The organism is Embleya sp. NPDC127516, assembly GCF_044765325.1.
In the GTDB taxonomy this organism is placed as follows: domain Bacteria; phylum Actinomycetota; class Actinomycetes; order Streptomycetales; family Streptomycetaceae; genus Embleya.
In genome coordinates this window covers 416819-436449 of the sequence record NZ_JBIWJT010000006.1, presented here as the reverse complement: position 1 = coordinate 436449, position 19631 = coordinate 416819, and the positions used below count along the sequence as shown (strand labels likewise).

Annotated in this window: 18 protein-coding genes; 6 read left to right on the top strand and 12 right to left on the bottom strand. The window is 72.0% G+C overall.

The features are described 5' to 3' along the window. Positions 1-61: 61 nt before the first annotated feature. Positions 62-634 (bottom strand): GNAT family N-acetyltransferase, encoded by a 573-nt coding sequence (locus ACIRL2_RS15115; RefSeq protein ID WP_402232354.1) that lies wholly within the window; start codon positions 632-634, stop codon positions 62-64. Between the two features lie 136 nt (positions 635-770). Then, entirely contained in the window at positions 771-2237 is a 1467-nt protein-coding gene (locus tag ACIRL2_RS15110; RefSeq protein ID WP_402232352.1) for an APC family permease, read from the bottom strand. Between the two features lie 281 nt (positions 2238-2518). Here ACIRL2_RS15110 and ACIRL2_RS15105 point away from each other — a divergent pair, with 281 nt between their 5' ends. From ACIRL2_RS15105 to ACIRL2_RS15095, 3 genes are all read left to right on the top strand, one after another. Beyond that, positions 2519-3967, top strand: a complete 1449-nt coding sequence (locus tag ACIRL2_RS15105; RefSeq protein WP_395865872.1) for an aldehyde dehydrogenase family protein — start codon at positions 2519-2521, stop codon at positions 3965-3967. A 194-nt stretch (positions 3968-4161) separates the two neighbouring features. Then, positions 4162-5559, top strand: coding sequence for an NAD(P)/FAD-dependent oxidoreductase (locus ACIRL2_RS15100; protein WP_395865870.1), 1398 nt, complete (start codon positions 4162-4164; stop codon positions 5557-5559). A gap of 122 nt (positions 5560-5681) precedes the next feature. Next, positions 5682-6215, top strand: coding sequence for an Lrp/AsnC family transcriptional regulator (locus tag ACIRL2_RS15095; protein WP_395865868.1), 534 nt, complete (start codon positions 5682-5684; stop codon positions 6213-6215). 134 nt (positions 6216-6349) lie between these two features. Here ACIRL2_RS15095 and ACIRL2_RS15090 read toward each other — a convergent pair whose 3' ends face one another. The 8 genes from ACIRL2_RS15090 to ACIRL2_RS15055 all read right to left on the bottom strand — a co-directional run bounded on the left by ACIRL2_RS15090 (position 6350) and on the right by ACIRL2_RS15055 (position 14068). Beyond that, entirely contained in the window at positions 6350-6844 is a 495-nt protein-coding gene (locus tag ACIRL2_RS15090; protein WP_402232349.1) for a hypothetical protein, read from the bottom strand. 187 nt (positions 6845-7031) lie between these two features. After that, the gene (locus ACIRL2_RS15085) at positions 7032-7163 is read right to left on the bottom strand and encodes a hypothetical protein (RefSeq protein WP_402232347.1); all 132 of its coding nucleotides are present in this window, start codon (positions 7161-7163) and stop codon (positions 7032-7034) included. Between the two features lie 264 nt (positions 7164-7427). Further along, a complete protein-coding gene (locus ACIRL2_RS15080; protein ID WP_395865862.1) occupies positions 7428-7838 on the bottom strand; it encodes a PPOX class F420-dependent oxidoreductase in 411 nt (136 codons plus the stop codon). Positions 7839-7902: 64 nt separating this feature from the next. Next, positions 7903-8808 carry an alcohol dehydrogenase catalytic domain-containing protein gene (locus tag ACIRL2_RS15075; RefSeq protein WP_395865860.1) on the bottom strand — a complete coding sequence of 302 codons (906 nt, stop codon included), beginning with the start codon at positions 8806-8808 and terminating at the stop codon, positions 7903-7905. Between the two features lie 71 nt (positions 8809-8879). Further along, a complete protein-coding gene (locus tag ACIRL2_RS15070) occupies positions 8880-10268 on the bottom strand; it encodes an aspartate aminotransferase family protein (RefSeq protein ID WP_402232345.1) in 1389 nt (462 codons plus the stop codon). Beyond that, positions 10261-11697, bottom strand: a complete 1437-nt coding sequence (locus ACIRL2_RS15065) for a trehalose-6-phosphate synthase (protein ID WP_402232343.1) — start codon at positions 11695-11697, stop codon at positions 10261-10263. Before ACIRL2_RS15065 ends, ACIRL2_RS15070 begins: the two co-directional genes overlap by 8 nt. Further along, on the bottom strand, positions 11697-12704 hold the full coding sequence (locus ACIRL2_RS15060; protein WP_402232341.1) for an SDR family oxidoreductase: 1008 nt from the start codon (positions 12702-12704) through the stop codon (positions 11697-11699). Before ACIRL2_RS15060 ends, ACIRL2_RS15065 begins: the two co-directional genes overlap by 1 nt. Next, positions 12701-14068 carry an MFS transporter gene (locus tag ACIRL2_RS15055; protein ID WP_402232339.1) on the bottom strand — a complete coding sequence of 456 codons (1368 nt, stop codon included), beginning with the start codon at positions 14066-14068 and terminating at the stop codon, positions 12701-12703. The genes ACIRL2_RS15060 and ACIRL2_RS15055 overlap by 4 nt, the downstream gene beginning before the upstream one ends. 133 nt (positions 14069-14201) lie before the next feature. Here ACIRL2_RS15055 and ACIRL2_RS15050 point away from each other — a divergent pair, with 133 nt between their 5' ends. The 3 genes from ACIRL2_RS15050 to ACIRL2_RS15040 are packed head-to-tail and all read left to right on the top strand — an operon-like array spanning position 14202 to position 17508. After that, the gene (locus ACIRL2_RS15050; protein WP_395865851.1) at positions 14202-15125 is read left to right on the top strand and encodes a BadF/BadG/BcrA/BcrD ATPase family protein; all 924 of its coding nucleotides are present in this window, start codon (positions 14202-14204) and stop codon (positions 15123-15125) included. Positions 15126-15160: 35 nt separating this feature from the next. Continuing rightward, the gene (locus ACIRL2_RS15045; RefSeq protein ID WP_395865849.1) at positions 15161-16336 is read left to right on the top strand and encodes a sugar phosphate isomerase/epimerase family protein; all 1176 of its coding nucleotides are present in this window, start codon (positions 15161-15163) and stop codon (positions 16334-16336) included. Further along, positions 16333-17508 carry a sugar phosphate nucleotidyltransferase gene (locus ACIRL2_RS15040; protein ID WP_402232336.1) on the top strand — a complete coding sequence of 392 codons (1176 nt, stop codon included), beginning with the start codon at positions 16333-16335 and terminating at the stop codon, positions 17506-17508. Before ACIRL2_RS15045 ends, ACIRL2_RS15040 begins: the two co-directional genes overlap by 4 nt. On the opposite strand, the gene ACIRL2_RS15035 is transcribed toward ACIRL2_RS15040, so the two are convergent. Together ACIRL2_RS15035 and aroB are read right to left on the bottom strand one after the other, a co-directional pair. Continuing rightward, complete coding sequence (locus tag ACIRL2_RS15035) at positions 17474-18367, bottom strand: carbohydrate kinase family protein (RefSeq protein ID WP_395865845.1); 894 nt, start codon at positions 18365-18367, stop codon at positions 17474-17476. The two genes, ACIRL2_RS15040 and ACIRL2_RS15035, sit on opposite strands and share 35 nt — an antisense overlap. Further along, on the bottom strand, positions 18360-19550 hold the full coding sequence (gene aroB / locus ACIRL2_RS15030) for a 3-dehydroquinate synthase (protein ID WP_402232334.1): 1191 nt from the start codon (positions 19548-19550) through the stop codon (positions 18360-18362). Before aroB ends, ACIRL2_RS15035 begins: the two co-directional genes overlap by 8 nt. Positions 19551-19631: the final 81 nt, after the last annotated feature.

The following is a 19631-nucleotide window of genomic DNA, read 5'->3' as shown; positions in this document are numbered from 1 at the left end:
GGAGGGTAGACCCGGTCCCCTGACAACCCATGTCAGTGGAGGCCGGCGGGAATCCCGGTGGTCACGGAACCGGGCGGTGCAGCCACAGGTCCAGGGTGAACGTACCGCCCCGGCGGCCGCGGACGATCGGCGGCGCGTCGCTGCGGACGAAGCCGGTGGCCCGGGCGACGCCGATACTGGCGACGTTGTCCGGCGCGATGCGCAGCCCCACGGCGGGCACGCCCACCACGTGGTAGGCGTAGTCGGTCATCAACCGGACCGCCTTCGCGGCCAACCCCCGCCCGCGATGGGCGGCCCCGATCGCGTAGGCCAACTCGGCCTGATCCGGGCGCTCGTCCAAGCCGAGGAACAACATGACGACGCCGCACGGTTCGTCGCCGTCGAGCGTCACCGCCAATTGCACGGCGCGGTGTTCGGCCCTGGCGACTCGGGCCTTGGTGAGGAACTCGCGGGCGGCGGCGGCGTCGAAGGGCGAGGCGAGCGGGGTCCAGCGGGCCGTCTCGACCTCGTCGAAGAGGTCGACCAGCAACGGGAGGTCGGCGTCGGTCCATTCGCGCAGCCGGATGCCGGGGCCGGTCAACGCGACGGCGGCGGGTAGTCGGTGGGCGGATCGAGGTCGCGGGTCGGTGGACATGGGTCGAGTGTGCCTCGTGGGCTCCGACGGGGGCCGGGAACCGGCCGGCGGCGGGGCGGGCTTCGATCCGGGCATCGACGACGAAACGGGGCCCCGCGCGCGGCGCGGGACCCCGGTCGTTCGTCGTGGGCTCGGGTCAGCGCCGGTGCGTCGATCCGGTGAGCGCCGCGTCGCGTGGGTCCTGGACCTTGGTGCGGTACAGCCACAACGCCACGCCGGTGACCAACACACCGCAGGCGATTCCCAGTTCCTTGAAGCCGCCGTAGCCGGTGATGGAGAAGCCGGTCGCGCCGACCACCAACACCACGGTCAGGAACGCGGCGAGCAGCCAGGCCAGCGGGACGAAGAAGCCCGGCAGTCGGATCGGCCGGGCCAGGTCCGGGCGGTCCTTGCGCAACATCGCGAAGCCGGAGATGGCCAGGATGTGGGTCAGGATGTAGCCCAGGTTGCCGGTCACGATGATCGCCAGCGGCGTCTTGAGCGCGATCAGGATGACCACGTTGACCGCGAGCGCGATCATCAGCGCCCGAGCCGGCACGCCGCGCTTGTCGAGCACGCCGACCTGCTTGATCGTGGTGCCCTCCTTGCCCATGTTGTAGAGCACGCGCGACCCGTCGGCCAGGCCGGTGATCATGATCAGCAGCAGCGACGCGATCAGGAAGACCACCATCAGGTCGGCCGCGCCGCCCACCAGGTCGTTGAACGCGCCGACGTAGAACGTGGTCGGGTCGAGTGCGATGGCGCCCTCGCCGACGTACCCGGCCAGCGCCAGCGGCAGCAGGATGAACACGCCGAGGGAGAACAGCACGCCCGCGCGCAGCGCCCGGGAGGTGTCCTTGACGGTGTCCTTGTACTCCGGCGCGAAGGTCGCGCAGACCTCGACGCCGAACGAGGTCCAGGCCATCACGTACAGCCACACCAGCGACTCGCGGATGCCCGCCGCGCCGTGCAGGTTCCAGTGCAGGTTGCTCGCGCTCCAGTCGCCACTGGCGAACGGCAGCACGATGAACACCGCGAGCGGCACCAGCAGCATGCCGCCGGTGACGTAGACGACCCACATCGCGACGTGCAGGCCGAACATGGCCGCGCCGAACAGCAGCACGATCACCGCGATACCGACCACGATCGGGAAGGTCAGCTCGGCGAAGCCCAGGTCCAGCGTCCAGTCCTGACCCTTGAACCACTGGGCCTGGACGAGGGAGCCGATGATGCCCGCGTACACGGACAGCGCGGTCGTCCAGGGGAACCAGTAGCCGATGCTGGCGAGCGGGCCGACGAACGGCGCGCGCTTCTTCCAACCCTCGGTGGCGTAGTGCGCGATGCCGCCGGACGACTCGGGGAACATCGCGGCGAGCTCGGTGTAGATCCAGTTGGCGATCGTGGCCAGGACCATCGACCCTGCCCACAGCGCGATCGCGCCCCACGCGCCGAGGCCGCCGATCGACGCGCCGAGCGAGGCGATCAGGGCGGCGGGCATGGTCAGAGACATCGCGAAGCCGTCGTACCAGCGCATCTTCTTGGCGAGCGCGGGCGGGTTCGCTGCGGAGTCGGCCGTACCGGGGCCGGTCGCGCCGGGGGCGGCCGGCTGAGTTGATGCGGACATCTGTATCCCCTTCGCGGGGTGGAGGCGGCCGGTGGGTGAGCCCGGGGGACGGCCGCTTGGGGGAGGGGGTCGCGGGCTCCGGTGGCGCCGCTGTCGGCGTCGTCGTCGGCCCTGCTGATGGCCCTGTTATAGATGCGAGTTTTCGACCACGTCAAGGGTTCGTCTTTGTTCATTCGACAAATGAGACCTGTGTAAGTTGCTCATTGGGATCTATTGACAGGTCAAAGTTGCTGATGAACTCTGAGTACACGTCGCCCGAGAGCAGAGAGGGATCCCCCCGCATGAGCAGCAACGGCTCCGCCCGCCATCAGTTCTTCATCAACGGCGCCTACGTGGACGGCTCCGGCGCCGAGGGCTACGACGTGATCAGCCCGGTCACCGGCGAGTACGTCGCCACCATCCCGGTCCCCACCGCCGCGGACCTGGACAAGGCCGTCGCCGCCGCCAACACCGCGCAGCGCGCGTGGGCCAAGGTCAACGTCTGGCAGCGCGCCGAGCTGTGTCACCGCATCGGCGACGAGATCACCAAGCGCGTCGACGAGCTGGCCCGCCTGCAGACCCTGGAGCAGGGCAAGCCGCTCGCCGAGTCGGTCGCCGACATCGAGGAGGCCGCGCAGCTCTTCCACCTGCACGCCGAGGACGCGGTCCGGCTGCACGGCGAGACGATGCCCTCCACCGACGGCACCAAGCGCATGTGGACCTTCTACGCGCCGGTCGGCACGTGGGGCATCATCACCCCCTGGAACTTCCCGCTGCTCATGCTCGCCGAGTTCGTCGCGCCGGGCCTGGCCACCGGCAACGCGCACGTGGTCAAGCCGCCGGCCAACACGCCACTGACCGTGCTCAAGGCGATGGAGGCGTTCGTCGCCGCCGGTGTCCCCGAGGGCCTGATCAACATCCTCCCGGGCGAGGGCGCCACCGGCGACGCGCTGGTGCGGCACGACGGCATCGACGCGATCGGCTTCATCGGCTCCTCCGCGACCGGCGCCAAGATCCAGGCCACCGCCGGCCTCAAGCGCTCGATCATGGAGTGCTCCGGCAACGGCCCGCTGGTCGTGCTGGCGGACGCCGACCTGGACGCCGCCGCCAAGGCCGCGGTGTACGGCGCGTACCTGTGCGCCGGGCAGGTCTGCTGCGCCACCGAGCGGGTGATCGTGGTGGACGAGGTGCACGACGCGTTCGTGGCCGCCGTACTGCGCGCCGCCGAGGACGTGGTGCTCGGTGACCCGTTCGACGCCGCGACCAACCTGGGCTCGCTCAACAACGAGGGCGTCGCCGCCAAGATGGACCGGCACATCGCCGACGCGCACGAGCGCGGCGCGAAGGTGCTGTTGGGCGGCAAGCGCCGTGAGGGCATGCCGACCGACCTGTACTACGAGTTCACCGTGGTGGACCAGGTGCCGGTGGACAGCCTGCTCTCGCGCGAGGAGTCGTTCGGCCCGGTCGTGCCGATCATCACCGCCGCCGACGAGGACGACGCGCTGCGGCTGGCCAACGACGACAAGCTCGGCCTCCAGGGCGCGGTGTTCACGAGCAGCATGCGCGCGGCGTACCGATTCGTCGAGGAGATGGCGGTCGGCCAGGTCGTGGTCAACGACAGCACGTGCTTCTGGGACGTGAACATGCCGTTCGGCGGAGCCGGCAACCGGGGTACGGGTTGGGGCCGGATCGGCGGCAAGCACACGCTGCTGGACATGTCCGACCTCCGCACGGGCGTCATCAACCTCTAGCCCTCGACCGCGCCGGTCGGGCTGGTTCGGCCTCGAACGCCGCCCGGGCTGTTGATGGCTCGGTTCGCGAAATCCAGCCCGGCCGGCGATTGAGGCCAAGTAGCCGGGCCGGCGTTCGAGGCCACATCAGCCCGGCCGGCGTTCGAGGCCAAGCAAGAACACGCATATCGGCCACAACCCGCAAGGGAAACCGCATGACCCCGACCCACCGCACCGCGCTGAGCCGCACCGCCCAGGAACCGTTCTGGCTGGATCGGCCCGAGCGGCCCGAGCCGCTGCCCCGCCAGGTCGGCGACACCCGGACCGACCTGGCCGTGGTCGGCGGCGGGTACACCGGTCTGTGGACCGCGCTGATCGCCAAGCAGCGCGACCCCGGCCGCGACGTACTCGTGCTCGAACAGGGCACGTGCGGCCACGCGGCCAGCGGGCGCAACGGTGGTTTCTGCTCGCCCAGCCTCACCCACGGCCTGGCCAACGGGCTCCAGCGCTGGCCGGACGAGATCGACACGCTGCAACGCCTGGGCGCGCAGAACCTGGACGCGTTCGAACGCGACCTGGACGCGCACGGCGTCGACTGCGGCTTCGCCCGCACCGGCAAGGTCGCGGTGGCCGCCACCCCATGGCAGGCGAAGGCGCTGCGCGAGTCCGTACCGATCGCCAACCGCCACGGCGAGAAGGCCGAATACCTCGAACACGACGCGCTGCGGGCGTACGTCGACTCACCGCTGTGGTCGGCGGGCGTCTGGCAACCCGACTACGCGCTCCTGGACCCCGCCCGCCTGGTGTGGGGACTGCGCCGGGCCTGCCTGGACGCCGGGGTGCGGATCGTCGAGCGCACCGAGGTCACCGCGATCGACACCAAGCCCACCGACCTGATCCGACTGACCACCCCGTACGGGATCGTCGGCGCACGCCGGGTCGCGCTGGCCACCAACATCTTCCCGCCGCTGCTGCGCCGGCTCGGCCTGAGCATGGTGCCGGTGTACGACTACGCGCTCACCACCGAGCCGCTGACGGACGAGCAGCTTGCCGCGATCGGCTGGACCGGCGAGCACGGCGTCACCGACGCGGGCAACCAGTTCCACTACGTGCGCAAGACCGAGGACAACCGCATCCTGTGGGGCGGCTACGACGCCATCTACCACTTCGGCAGCAAGGTGGACGAGGCGCTGACCCAGCGCCCGGAGACGTTCGACGTGCTCGCCGAGCAGTTCGCCGCGACCTTCCCACCGCTGGCCGACGTCGGCTTCTCGCACGCGTGGGGCGGCGTGATCGACTCGACCACCCGGTTCTGCATGTTCGCCGGCACCGCCGCCGCCGGCCGGGTCGGCTACGCGCTCGGCTTCACCGGACTGGGCGTGGGCGCCACCCGCTTCGGCGCGGAGGTGGTGCTCGACCTGCTCGCGGGCACCCGGTCCGAGCGTACGGAGCTGGCCATGATCAAGCGCAAGCCGATCCCGTTCCCGCCCGAGCCCGCGCGTTGGATCGGCATCCAGGCCACCCGCTGGTCGATGGCCCGCGAGGACGCGCACGGCGGACGCAATATGTGGCTGCGCACGCTCGACCGGCTCGGCCTGGGCTTCGACTCGTGACCGACGCGAGCGGCGCCGGCGGGCCCGGTGTACCCGGGGGGAGGGAGGAACAGGGCAAGATGGCTGCCGAAGATCGAGAGGACATGCCGAACTCGGCGCCGCAGCACACTCGGAGCAGCCGCATGAACCCCACCGGCCCGTTGGACGACATCGACCGGCGCATCATCGCCATCCTCCAGGCCGATGGGCGGCGTGCCTACAAGCAGATCGCCGAGGACCTGGGCATCCCGGCGTCCTCGGTGCGCTATCGGGTGCAGCGTCTGGAGGAGAGCGGCACGCTCCAGATCGTCGGCATCGCCAACCCGCTCACGATCGGCTTCGATCGACTCGCGATGATCGGCATGCGGGTGCGCCCCGGCAGCGCCCGGGAGGTGTGCCGCGAACTGCGCGAACTGCCGGAGACCTCCTACGTGGTGATGGTCGCTGGGCAATACGACGTGATGGTCGAGGTGATCTGCCGCGACACCGACCACTTCACCGATTTGCTCAACCGCCGACTGCTGCTGATCGACGGGGTGCTCTCCACCGACTCCTTCTTCGTCCTCGAGGTACACAAGTTGGCGTACGGCTGGGGCGTCGGCGGCGTGGAGTCCTCACTGCTCGACTCGCCGGAGATATCCCCGGGTTCGGGCTTGGACCAGCGCGACAACCGCTGAGACCCGTCGCCGGCCACCACCCAGCGAGCGTCGCCCGGGACGGCCCGCTCGCCGAGGTGTTCGCGGCCGACGATCGAAGGCTCTTCCACCGGTCGGCGGGCCGGCCGTGAGCGTTCGCCTCGTCGTGGGCCGAGTCAGGGCGCCGCGGGGAGCGCCGCCAGCCAGCGGGTTGCGGCGCCGTGGGTGGTGAAGGTGTGTACCGACGTTCCGGAGCCGGTGTGTTCGGTGATCAGGCGGCGCAGTCGGGGGCGGACCGCGTGGCGGTAGGCCAGGACCGAGCGCAATACGCTCGGATTCGCGCCGTCGAGGTCGCCGGGTTCGGGGTGTCGGCGGCGGGCGAGCAGGTCGGTGATCGCGGCCGGCGCGCTGATGTCCAGGAACACGACGGTGTCCGCGGCGGTCAGGCGAAGGGCCAGCGTCGGGGCGTGGTTTCCGACCAGGATCCAATCGGGGTCCGCGATCAGCGTGCGCTGTGCGTCGGCGAACTCCTCGGCGGGCGTGGTCGATCGCTCCTCGCGGTGATACAGGGTGTCCAAGTGCGTGACGGGGAGCCCGAGTCGGGTGCCGAGCGCGTCGGCCCACCCGGTCCGGCCGGCTCCGCCGATTCCGACGACGACGATCTTGCGCATGATCTCGCAGCCTACGGAGGCGGCCGACGCCGCGTGGTGGGAATCCGGGGAGCCGACCCTATCGGGTCGCCCGATGCCATCCGAACGTGTCGTCGGTCGAGCGCCGGCCGGGCCGTGCACGGCCCGGCCGGCGTGGGTGTCATGGCCGATGAGGGTTGCCGGCCACGACACCAGGGGGCCGACCCGGTCAACCGGCGGCGGCCGGGACCCGCGAGTCGGGTCGCGGATCGGCAACGGGGCAGAGTACGCGTTCCGCCAACAGCCCGAAGACCAGACCGAACGTGGTCCGGGCGACGGTGTGGATGCCGAGCGAGGCCACCCGGACCTCGGTGCTCGCCCGGGGCGGGCGGTTGGCTCGAGGAGCAGGAACGAACAGGCCGACACGGGCGGGTGGTCGCGGTCACCCACCGATCCTCGCGTGCGCCGTCGCGCTGCGCGCGCCCGTGAGCGTGTTCCGGCACCTGGACGCCGGCACGCCGGCCCGGATCGACCTCACCTACAGCGGCACCCGCCGGGCACTGCGCGGATTCGGCCTGCTCGGCCCGTGACACCGGCCGGCCGGCTCCGGGCGGGCGAAGCGTGTTCAGCGCGCGGCGCTGCCGGTCAGCCGGGTCGGGGTGATCCGGATGACGACGCGGACCGACTCCGGCGGCAGCGCCAGGTATTCGTCGCCGGCGCCGGGCCCCTCGTACTTCTCGGCCAACGCGACCGCGACCCGACGCCCGACGTCCTCGGTGATCGTCGCGGTGCCGCGAATCTCCAGGTAGACGTCCGGGTCGGCGGGATCGTAGACGGTCACACTGGCCCGCGGTTCACGGCGCAGATTCCGCTCCTTGAGCCGCCCCGCCTCGGACGAGATCAACACGTCGTCCCCATCGCGCCCGACCCACACCACCGAGGTCTGCGGCCCGCCGTCGACATTCACCGTCGCCAGCACGGCCGGATACGCCGCGTCGAGAAGCGCACGCGCGGCATCGCCCAGAGTAATCGTCATGATCGCGATCCTAACCCGCCGACAAACCGACCGGATCGGCGAAGCGTGCTGCCGGGCGGGGAGCTCACGGGTGGATCAGGGTCTTGCCGAGGGGACGGCCGGTGAGCTGGGCGTGGAGGGTGGTGGGGAGTCGGGGGAGGGTGATCTCGTTGGTGATCAGGTGTTCCAGGGGGAGCTTCGGGAGGGTGCCGAGGGCGGCGGTGAAGTCGCAGGAGGTGGTGCCGTAGCTGCCGGCGATCGTGACCGGGCGGCCGGACCAAGTGGTGTGGACGGCGTGTTCGGAGCGGCGGACGTGGTCCAGGTCGACGGGCAGGCCCGGGAGTTCGTCGCCGGGGGCGGTGCCGCCGTAGAGCAGGGCCAGGCCGGTGGGGACGAGTACGCGCAGGGCCTCGGTCAGGATGTCCGGGCGGACGAAGCTGGTCGCGATCACCGCGGCGTCGAACGCCGCGGCCGGCAGCGCGGCCAACGGCCGGACGTCGAAGCCGCGGCTCCGCAGGAACTCGGCGCGGTCCGCGCTGCGGTTGACCAACGTGACCTCGGCCCCGCCGAGTTCGGCGAGCCGGGCGATGAGCAGACCGGCCGCCCCGGCGCCGAAAACGACGACGGCCCGGCCGGCCGGCGATCCGCCCAGGTGCCGGGTCAGTGCGCTCACGCAGTGCTCGGCGCACGCGAGTGGCTCGGCGAACACGGCCTGACGGGATGTGATTTCGCCGGGAACGCGGGGCAGGGCGGCGCACAGCCGATCGGCCGGGCCGGCGGCGTACATCTCGGTCGCGAAGCCGGTGGTGCGGGCGAGGCGCACGTTGGGGTCCAGGGTCACCCGCAGGCCGGTGGGAAGGTCGTCGGGCAGGGTGGATTCGGCGACGAAACCGACGAGTTCGTGGCCGAATTGGCTGGGTCCGTAGCGCTCGCGGGCCACCTCCTTGAGGTCCGAGCGGCACAGGCCCGCCAGCTCCACCCGAATTCGCACCGCGTGCTCCCCGTGCGGTGGGTCCGGACGGCCGAGTCGCAACGATGGGCCGTCCGGACCCAACTCGACCCTCATCGCGGCGAATCCGAACCGCCGATGGAGGTGGCCGGCGCGACCTCGGCCACCCGGTGCGGCAAACCGGGCGCGGCCGGGACCGGCGAGCCGGCCCGCGCCGTGCGGGCGCGCAACATCTCCAGCGCCTCGCCGAACCGGTCCGCGATCAGATGGGCGTCGGCCGGGGTCAGGATCAGCGGCGGGCGCAACTCGATCACGTTGCCCAGGCCGTGCTCGGACACGCGGGTGAGGATGCCCCGCGCGTGCAGGTGGCGCTGGAACGCCTGGGCCAACTCCGGCGCCTTCGCGCCGTCCGGGCGGACCAGTTCGACACCGAGCATCAGCCCCGGCCCACGCACGTCGCCGAGCACCGGATGCTCGCGCTGGAGACCGCGTAGCCGTCGGCTCAAGATCGCGCCCACCCGGCGGACGTTGGCCAGGAACCCGGGTCGGCGGACGATCTCCAAGGTCTTGACCGCGGCCGCGGCGGCCAGCGTGTGGCCGCCGTAGGTGAATCCGTGCAGCGAGCGATCCCAGTCGGCCATCCGCTCCTCGGTCAGGATCGCCGCGAGCGGCAGGCCACTGCCGGTCAGGCCCTTGGAGACGGTCATCATGTGCGGGGCGACACCGAAGTGGTCCGCCGCGAACATCTCCCCGGTACGGCCGAACGCGGTCTGGATCTCGTCGAAGACCAGGATGATCCCGTGCTCGTCGCACAGCGCCCGCAGCGCCTGGAAATACCCGGGCGGCGGCACGATGTTGCCGCCCATCCCGCTGATCGGCTCGATCAGTACACACGCGACGCTGCCGGAACTCGCGTAGGTGATGAAGTCCTCGATCCGCGCCACGCACAACATGCCGCAGGTGTCCGGGGTCTGCCGGTAGAAGCACCGGAAGCAATACGCGTCCGGCACGTGCACGGCTCCCGCGGCGTGCACCGGAAACGGCGCGCGCATCCGGCTGCTGCCGTTGTACGCGGTGGCCGCGATGGTCTGCCCGACGTGACCCCGGAACGGCACGATCACATCGCGTCGGCCGGTGTGGTGTTGGGCGATCTTGATCGCACCCTCGTTCGCGGTCGATCCACCGCTGCTGCGCAGGTTCACCCGGGTCAGGTTGGCCGGCGCCAGCTCGACCAGGTCGCGCATCACCCGGTCGGTCGGCTCGGTGCGGAACGACGAGGCGGCGAAGACCAGTTCCTCGGTCTGTTCGCGTACGGCCGCCATCACCTCGGGATGGTTGTGCCCGAGCACCAGGTTGAACGTCCCGGATACGCAGTCCAGGTACTCGCGGCCGGTGGAGTCCCACGAACGTATGCCCTCGCCGCGCACCAACACCGCGTCGCCCAACTGGTACTGCGCGACCTGGGCGGCTCCGGCCGCCCGCACGTCGACCGACTCAGTCATCGCGGTGGTCCGCGTCGAGCCACTCCAACTGGGTGCGCACCCACGCCTCCAGCGTCCACGGCTCGGCCACCCGGCGTCGCCGCTCGGCCGCCGCCTTGCGTTCGGCGGCGGGCGCGGTCAACGCGGCGATCAACGCCTCGGCCTGCTCGACCAGGTCGAACGGATTGACCGTGCGGCAGACCGGGGCCAGGATCTCGGCCGCGCCGCACATCTCGGACAGGATCACGTCCGCGTCCCGCTCGTTGACCAGCGGCGCCTCGAAGGTGCTCAGGTTCTGGCCGTCCACCGTCGAGTTGAAGACCAGCACGTCGGCCCGGCGAAAACACCCGATGGTGTGCTCGACCTCGTTGTCGCAGTGCAACCGCACGGTGTCCGGACCCAGTTCGGCGTTCGCCTCGGCGATCGCGTACTCCACGCGGCGCACATATTCGGCGTTCGCCTCGACGTAGAGCCGATTGGGATTCATCCGGACCAGCAACCTGGACGAGCGCACCGAGGGCTCGGTGCGATGGGCAGCCACGAACGCCCGCACCGCGCGTTCGGCGTTCTTCATCGGGTCGGTCCGGCCGCTGTGCACGACCAGCGGCGCGTCGCCCGCCCACTGTGCGATGCCCGGAGGGAGGCGTGGGTGGTCCGCCTCCAGGGCCAGCGGGCTGTAGCCGAGCGGCATCGTGCGTACCCCCGTGCGTCGGCCGCGCCAGTGCACCACGCCCGCGTTCCGGTCCACCTCGGCGTCCGGGATCAGGTCCGCCACGCAGTCCAGGAAGTTGCGGCACCAGCGCTCGGCGAAGAAGCCGATGGTGGTCGCGGGCAGCATGCCCTCCAGAATGCCGACCCGCATCGCCTTGGGCAGGATCCGCCAGTAGTCGGGCGAGGGCCAGGGGATGTGCACGAACAGCAGGATCGGCGCGCTCGCCCGCACCGCGCGCAACCGGGCCGGTACGCCGACGAGTTGATAGTCGTGCACCAGGTACACCGGGTCCGCGACGTCGGCCGAGTCGGCGAGCAGCGCACCGGCGAAGTCCTCGGTGAACTCGGCGAACCGGTCCAGCGCGGTGTAGGTCTCGGGGCCGAACGTGGGCGTCGTCCACTTGTCCCAGCCGTAGTTGTTCGCGGCCCACATCAACTGCGCGGTGAGGAAGTTCTGCACCACCTCGAACGTCTCGCGATCGTGCCGGAGCAGCCGGACCCGGATGTCGCGCCCCGAACGAAGCCGAAGCTCCAGGCCGTTCGGGCTCTCCCGGGCCGCCTGATGATCGTCGTCGGTGTCCGCGCTGGCGATCCAGGTCACGTCGAGCACACCCGCCTGCTCGGCGACCACGTTTCCGGTACCACCCGGCGCGAGCCACGGCCGCAGCCGGCCGTGCTCGGGATCCGGGGCGAAGCTGACGGCGGCGCGCTTGCTGGCCAGGAACAGATGACGATCCATCAGGACTGGTCCCTTCCGAAGACGGCTGAAGCGTCGAAGGCGGCTGAAGCGTCGAAGGCGGCTGGGGTGTCGGGGGCGGGCGAGGCGGCGCGTGGGATCGACGGGTGGTGCGCCGTCGGCGCCGCGATCAGCGCGGCGTCGGCCGTGTACACGTCGACCGGTTCCAGGCCGCGCAGTTCGGGCAGGTGCGCGGCGCGCTCGCTGTGCAGACAGGCGTTGCGCGGACGGCACGCGTACGCGGTGTCCCCCTGCGGTACGGCGGTCACCAACTCGGGGTCGACGCCGTAGCCGAGCGCGATGTGCCTGGCCCACTGCACGCGGGAGAGCCGGCGTGGCCCGCCCAGGTGCACGACCCCGGTGTGCGGCGAGTCCAGCAGCGCGGTGGTCCACGCCGCGACGTCGTCGATCAGTACGGGTGTGTTCCAGTGCTCGTCCGGGACCGCGACCGGCGCGCCCACACCGAGGCGTTCGGCGCACGTGGTGAAGAAGTTGGGCCGCAGACCGGCCCGATCCCACCCGTACACCAGGCTGACCCGCAATACGAGCGCGTCGCCGCCGGCCAGGTAGGCGTCCTCGGCGGCCGACTTCGCCCGGCCGTAGGCGTTGGCGGGTGCGGTGGCGTCGGATTCGGTGCAGCTGTCCGCGTGCCCGGGAAACACGTTGTCGGTGGAGATCAGCACGGTCCGCGCGGTCCGGCCGGCCAGCGCGGCCACCACGTGCCGGGCTCCGGCCGCGTGCACGGCGGTCGCCCCCGCCGGGTCCGCCTCGCACCACGTGATGTCCGAGGGCCCGTGCGCGGCCACCACGGCGTCGGGGCGGACCGCGTCGACGACGGTGCGCACCTGGTGCGGATCGGCCACGTCCACCGGGAGCCAGCGCAGCCCCCGGGTCTCCGGGGTGTGCGGCCGGCGGCGTGAGCCGAGCACGACACCGTGGCCGAGTCGGGTCAACCGGGTGCCGACGTGGCCGGCTATGTACCCCGATCCGAACACCAGGACCCGGGTCATCGGGAAACCCCCTTCTCGTTCGGGTGGTTCGGGTGGTTCGGGTGATTCCGATGGTTCGTATGATTCGGCCGAGTCGGCTCACCCGGTCCGCCCGACGGGCGCGGGTCGCCCCGCTCGCCCCGGTCTCCCCGCTTGTCGCTCGGTGTGCCGGCTTCATGATTCGGCCGGTCCGGCTGGTTCGGCCGATCCGCGCCGGCCTCGTCCGTGTGATCCACCGGCAACAGTCGGAGCGACCCACTCCCCGCCACCACCATTACCCCGCACAGCGCGACGATGCCAAGGACGGTGCCCAGACCCAGCCGGCCGGCCAGCGTGCCGACCAGCGGTGGTGCGCTTAGGAACCCGGCATAGGACACCGTGGTGACCAGCGAGATCGCCTGCGGGCGCCGCTCCGGGCCGACCGCGCGCCCGGTCGCGGCGAGCAGCGTGGGGACGACCGGGGCGAGGCCGACACCCGCGAGCGCGAATCCGGCCAGCGTGGACGCGGTGGACCAAGCCGCCGCCGCGAGGGCGAGGCCGAGGCCGCCGAGTGCGCCGCCGACGAGCACCAGGGTGCGCTCGTCGACCCGCTCGCCGCGCCACTGGGCGAGCATCCGGCCGGCGGACAGGCCCGCCATGTACACGGCCGGGCCGCACGCGGCGACGAAGGAACCGGCGCCGAGGTCGTCCGCGAGGTGGATCGCGCCCCACTGTTCGACGGTGTTCTCCATCAGCAGCACGATGGCGCCGACCGTGCCGACCACGAGCAGGGCGGTCAACAGGCGGCCGTGCGCGCGCCCGGCACGGGTGGTGCCGGCCGGGTCGGGCTCCTGTTCCTGCCACCGGCGGCCGTCGATGGCCAGGACCGCGCTGAGCGCGACCAGGACGGCGATGGCCACCAGGATCGCGCGCGCGGACGCGCCCAGATGCAGCGCGAGGCCGACCGCCGGCGCGGCGAGCACCATGGCCAGCGGAGTGGCCGCCTGGACCTTGTTGAACAGCCGTTCGCCGGTGAGCGCCTCACGCGCGGCCGTGGTGGCGTTCAGTGCCACCTCGATCGCGCCGCTGGCCGCGCCGATCACCAGCAGTGCGGCCGAGAACGTCCACCGGGACCCGGCGCCGGCCACGGCGAGCGTGCCGAGCGCGAACGCGGCGGTCACCAGCGGCAGCGTGCGCGGCCCGAGTCGGCGCGCGACCGGCCCGGTGAGCAGCATCGCGGGCACCGCCGCGACCGGGACCGCGAACAGCGCCAGACCCAGCTGCCGGTCGTCCAGTGCCAGTTCGTCCTTGAGCGTCGGGATCAACGCGGCCCAACCGCCCCAGAACAGCCCCCAACTCGTCGCGGGAGCCACCAGGCCGAGCACACCGCCGCCGCCGTGCCGCATCGACGCTCCGTTCGTCGGGAGTGACCGAGAGTGTCGCCCACCGTACTGCTCAACCACTACCCTCGGCCGGCATCCCCTACCGGTAGCGTGACCTGCGGCGTTGGATTTCGACCGACTGCGGAGGCTTTCGACTGTGGCGGCTGTGGAGTACTGGGCGATCGACGCCGGTGGCACGCACACCACCGCCGTGGTGCTCGGCACGCGGTACACCCGGGAGTCGGTCAATCCCGCCTCGGCCGGCGCGGCGGCCGAGGCGACGCTCGTGCGACTGCTCTCCGAGATGGCGTCGGACCTGGGCTTGGGACCCTCGGTCGGGTGGTTCGCGAGTTCGACGATCACCATGGACACCCCGCCGCGGGAGATCGACCGGTTGGCCGTGATCGCGCGCGAACAGGGTTTCGTGGGACGGCTGGTGGTGTCGGGGGACGTGCCGCCGCTGTTGCTCGCGCCGCCGCTGTCCGGGCGGGGCGTCGTGGTGGTGGCGGGAACCGGCTCGGCCTGCGTGGCCGCCGCCGGGCCGGACGTGGGCCCGCCGGTCGTGATCGGCGGATGCGAGTACCTGGGCAGCGACGAGGGCAGTGCGTACGCGCTCGGTGTGGCCGGTCTGCGGGCCGCCGTACGGGGAGCGGACGGTCGAGGGCGGCCGACCACGCTGTTCGCGGCGCACGGCCCGCGCGAACTGGCCCGTCGGCTGGCCGCCGAGCCGTTTCCCAAGGCCGGGGTGGCCGCGCTCGCGCCCGAGGTGTGCGCGGCCTGGCAGGCGGGCGACGCGGTGGCCGGCGAGGTGGTCGGGGCCGCGCTTGACGAACTGCTGGACGGCGTACGCGCGGCCCGGGACGCGGCCGGACTGAGCGGGACGTGGCGGGCCGTGCTCAACGGCGGCGTCTTCCGGGGATGCCCGCCGTACGCCGCCGAGTTGGGTCGACGGATGGTCACCGAACTGGGCGCGGCCGAACCGCCGACCGTGATCGCCGATCCGGTCGACGCGGTGTACGCCGCGCTGGTCGCGAACGAGGGTTCGCCGCCGAAGAGTTGGGCACACACCCGCAATCTCTGATCTGCCGAAGCGCAGCCGAGCGAGGGGGACCGCCGATGACCGGGACGCCGAACGAGCGGACACCACGAACCGTCACGGGAACCGCCCGGGGAATCGACCCCGGAACCGCCCCTGGCGTCGCCCCACAGCGCCGGGGGCAGCCCGCGACGGAGCTCTCCGCCGGGCCGGCGACCGTGCGCGGGAGTGTCGCGGCGGCGGAGAGCGGGTCGGTCGCCGGACGGCGGGCGCCGGTCGCGGCGGCCGGTTCGGCCGGCGGGGCGCCGATCCGGCTCGGGTTGTGTCTGGCCGCGTTGGCGCCGGTGGGTTTGGCCGGGGCGCTGCGGGTGGCGCGGGACGCGGGGGTGGGCGTGGTGGATCTGCCCGCCGACAGCGGCTTCGCGCTGGTGGATCCCGGGCGGCGGGCCGATCCCGCGCTGCATCGTGAGGTGCGCGCGCGGTGTGCGGAGGTCGGGGTCGAGGTGGGTTGTGTGAGCAACAGCCGGGACACCCAGTTGTTGCTGGGGCCGCACGGGCCGCACACCGACCCGGTGTTCGTCGGGACGGCCGAGGCCAAGCGGGACTACGGCCTGCGCGCCGCGCTCGACACGGTGCGGCTCGCGGCCGGTGTGGGAGCGTCGCAGGTGCGGCTGATGCTGGGGGTGCCCGACCTGGCCCGCTGGTTGTCCTGGTCGGGCAGCGACGTGAGTTGGCAGGACAACGTCGACGCGTGGGCGCTCGCCGCGCGGCCGATCCTGGGCTTGGCGGGCGATCTGGGTGTGCGGGTCGTGGTGGAGCCGCACCCCAAGCAGGTCGCGTACGACCCGGCGAGTGCGAGAGCACTGCTCTCGGCGGTGAGCGGTGTGCACCTGTGCCTCGATCCGGCCAACGTGGCCGCGACCGGACACGATCCGGTGGCCGCCGTACGCGGCTGGGGCGACCGGCTCGCGGCCGTGCACGCGAAGGACCTGCAACGCTGGTCCGGCGCCGAAGAACCGCGCGGCGCCGGTTGGTCGCGCTACGGCCCGGGACCGGCGATCCGCTTCCGCACGCTCGGCGCCGGCGACCTGCCCTGGCCGGCCATCGTGGCCGCGCTGCTCGACGACGACTACCGGGGAGTGATCTACGTGGAACACGAGGACGCCCTACTGCCCACGGAACAGGGCATCACGACCTCGCTCGCGCGACTGCGCACCCTGGTACCCACGGGTGTCGCCACGGGGCGGACCTGGTGACGCTCGAGGGAGTACGCGGCGCGCTGCTCGCGGGCGGCCTGGGCGAGCGGATGGGACCGCTCACCGCCGACGTGTGCAAACCACTGGTGCCGTACGCCGCGTCCGGCCGGCTGGTCGACTTCAGCGTGGCCAACGCGGTCCGGTCCGGCCTGCCCGAACTGGTCCTGCTCTCCCAGCACCGGGAATCCGACCTGGTCCGGCATCTGGTCGCACACTGGGACGAACACCCGGGCACCCGGCTGCACTTCGGCCCACACGACGCGTTGGCGCGCAGCGGACCGGGCGCCGTACTGCCCGAGCGTCCGGCCGAACGCGGCACCGCCGACGCGCTGCTCGCCAACGCGGAGTACCTCTTCGCCCCGGGCGCGACCGATCTCCTGATCCAACACGCGGACCACGTCTACGTGTTCGACTACACGCCGATGGTCGCCGCACACCGGGCCTCGGGCGCCGACTGCACGATCGGCGTACAGCGGATCGAACGCCGCTACGTGCACCTGTTCGGCATGGTCGAGGCGGATGCCGAACTCCGGGTGCGAGCGCTGATCGAGAAGCCCGAACGGCCCACCTCGGACCTGGTGTTCACCGCGTTCTGCGTGTTTCGCATCGACGCGCTGCGCGCGGTGCTGGCGGACCTGGCCGCGCTCGGCGAGGACGGCTGGCAGCACGACATCAGCCGCGACGTACTGCCCGCGATGATCGCCGGCGGCCGGCGGGTGACGGCGTACCCGGTGCCGGACTACTGGGCCGACATCGGCACGGTCGACCGGTACCGCACCGAGCAGTTGCGACTGCTCGACCACCCGCATCCGATCGCCTCCCACGCGCTCCCGCGCACGTTGGCCGGTCTGCCGGACGGGTTTCCCAGGTACGTCGACGGGAGTCTGCTGGGAGCCGAGATGCCGGCGGGAGCGCGCGTCGAGCGCAGCGTCGTGCACGCCGGCTGCCGGATCGAGCCGGGCGCGACCGTACTGCGCTCGGTGCTGTTGCCGGGCGCCGTGGTCACCGCCGGGAGTACGGTCCGGGAAACGATCGTCACATCGACCGGGATCGTGACGCCGAACGGTGCCGCCCGTGCGACCGACGCCGGCCCGTTCCGGGTGGGCCCACTCCACACCGACTCGCCTCCCGACCCCGTCAGGAGAGCGCACGATCCAACGCCTCCGCCGTGATGAACGACGTGTGGGTCCCGGCCGTCCGCACCGCGTGCGCACCGGCGTGGGTGCCGGCGGCGGCGCAGCCGGCCCAGTCGCGGCCGGCGAGGTAGGCGTACAGGAACCCGGAGACGTAACTGTCCCCGGCCCCGTTGGTGTCCACCACCTCGTCGGCCCGCATCGCGAGCGCCGGTACGTGCCGCAGCGGCAGGTCGGGCAGGGCCAGGTAGCTGCCGCGACCACCCGCCATCGCGACCACGACCTTGGCCCGCCCCCGGGAGAGCACGTCGCGCGCGGCCTCCTCGACCCGGTCGCCGAGCCGGTGTGTGGAGGTGAACACCAGGTCGGCGCCATACGCGAAGTCGGCCCGGGAGGGGTCCTTCCCGTCCCAGCCGTGCAGGTCGGTCGAGGTGGATACGCCCGCCTCGATCGCCTCGGCCAGCGCGGGGCGGGACCAGCCGCCGATCGACACGTGCGCGTGCCGGGTGCGGGCGATCGCCGGGCGATACAGGTCGGGGTCGACGACCAGGTCCGCCGGCAGTCGGCCGTCGTGCAGGGACAGCCGTTCGCCGTCCGGGCCGACCAGGTTGACGCTGCGCGGGGTGCCGTGGGCGTCGGTGACGTGCGCGAAGGAAAGGCCCTGCTTCGCGTAGTGGTCCAGGACGAAGTCCGCCTCCGGGTCGGCGCCGAGTACGGCGGCGAAGTGTGTGCGCAGGCCCAGCGCCCGACAGCCGAGCGCCACTCCGTTGCCCGTGTGCGCGACGTACTGCCGGATCGGCGGAACCTTGAAGTCGTGTATCGGCAAAGGAAGTTCAGGCACCCGGACGATGATGTCCACGCCCACGCCGCCGACCACGAACACATCCAGTTCAGCCATCGCCGCCTCCGCGGGTGTGCGCGTAGCTGACCTCGGCGGCGGGGGAGACCAGGAGCGCGGCGTGGATCTCCTCGTCGCTCACGTCGTCGGTGATCACCGTCTCACCGAGCGCGGTGGGCAACACGAAGCGCAGCCGGCCGTCCCGGATCTTGCGGATCTGACCGAGCGCCTCGACGGTGCCGGCGGGATCCAACCGGGCGGGCAACGCGGCCAGTGTGGTGGGCAGTCGGACCCGATCGAGCAGGCCGGTCACCCGCGCGTACAGGGCCGGGTCGAGCAGCCCGCGCCGTTCGGCGATCCGGGCCGCGCAGGCCATGCCGAACGCGACCGCCTCGCCGTGCAGCACCGGCCCGTAGCCGGTCACGGTCTCCACCGCGTGTCCGATGGTGTGCCCGAAGTTCAGTGGCCGGCGCAGGTCCCGCTCGTACGGATCGCGGGCGATCAACCGGCACTTGAGCACGCTGGAGGCGTGCACGAGGGCGGCGGTGGGCACCGGCTCGGTGGCCAGGATGGCCTCGTGGCGGCGCTCGATCAGCTCGAACAGCTCGGGGGAGGCGATGATCCCGGTCTTGATCGCCTCGGCGAGTCCGGCGCGCAGCCCGCGACCGTCCTGGGTGCTCAGGTAGCCGACGTTCGAGATCACCGCCCTGGGCTGGTAGAAGGCCCCGATCAGGTTCTTCGCGGAGGGATGGTCGATGGCGACCTTGCCGCCGAGCGCGGCGTCCACGTGCGCGAGCAGCGTCGTGGGCACGTTGATGTACGGCAGGCCGCGCATGTACGCGCTGGCCACCCATCCGACCGTGTCCATCACCACACCGCCGCCGACCGCGAGCAGGATGTCGCGGCGCGCGAGCGAGGTGCCGGCCAACCAGTCCAGCAGCGTGCTCGCGGTGCGCAGGTTCTTGCTGCCCTCGCCGGCCGGGAACGACGTGCCGACCACGTCCAGTCCGGCGGCGCCCAGGAGTTCGGCCAGTCGGCGCGCGTGCAGCGCGAACACGGTGTCGTCGGTGATCAGCGCGACCCGCCGGCCGTCGATCTCGGCGCACAGCCGGGCGAGCGCGGTGTCCTCGTCGAGGCAGACATGCACCGGATACGTGTCGAGCCGCCGGGCGGAGGCCATGATCGGGTCGACCGGGCCGCGTGGCAGCGCGAGCTGTTCGGACACTCGGACGTATTCGGTCATATATTCACACCCCGGTGGCTCAACGAAGACGTCGCAGACAATCCGGATATTCGCTGCCGAAATAATTACGGCGAGTGCTAC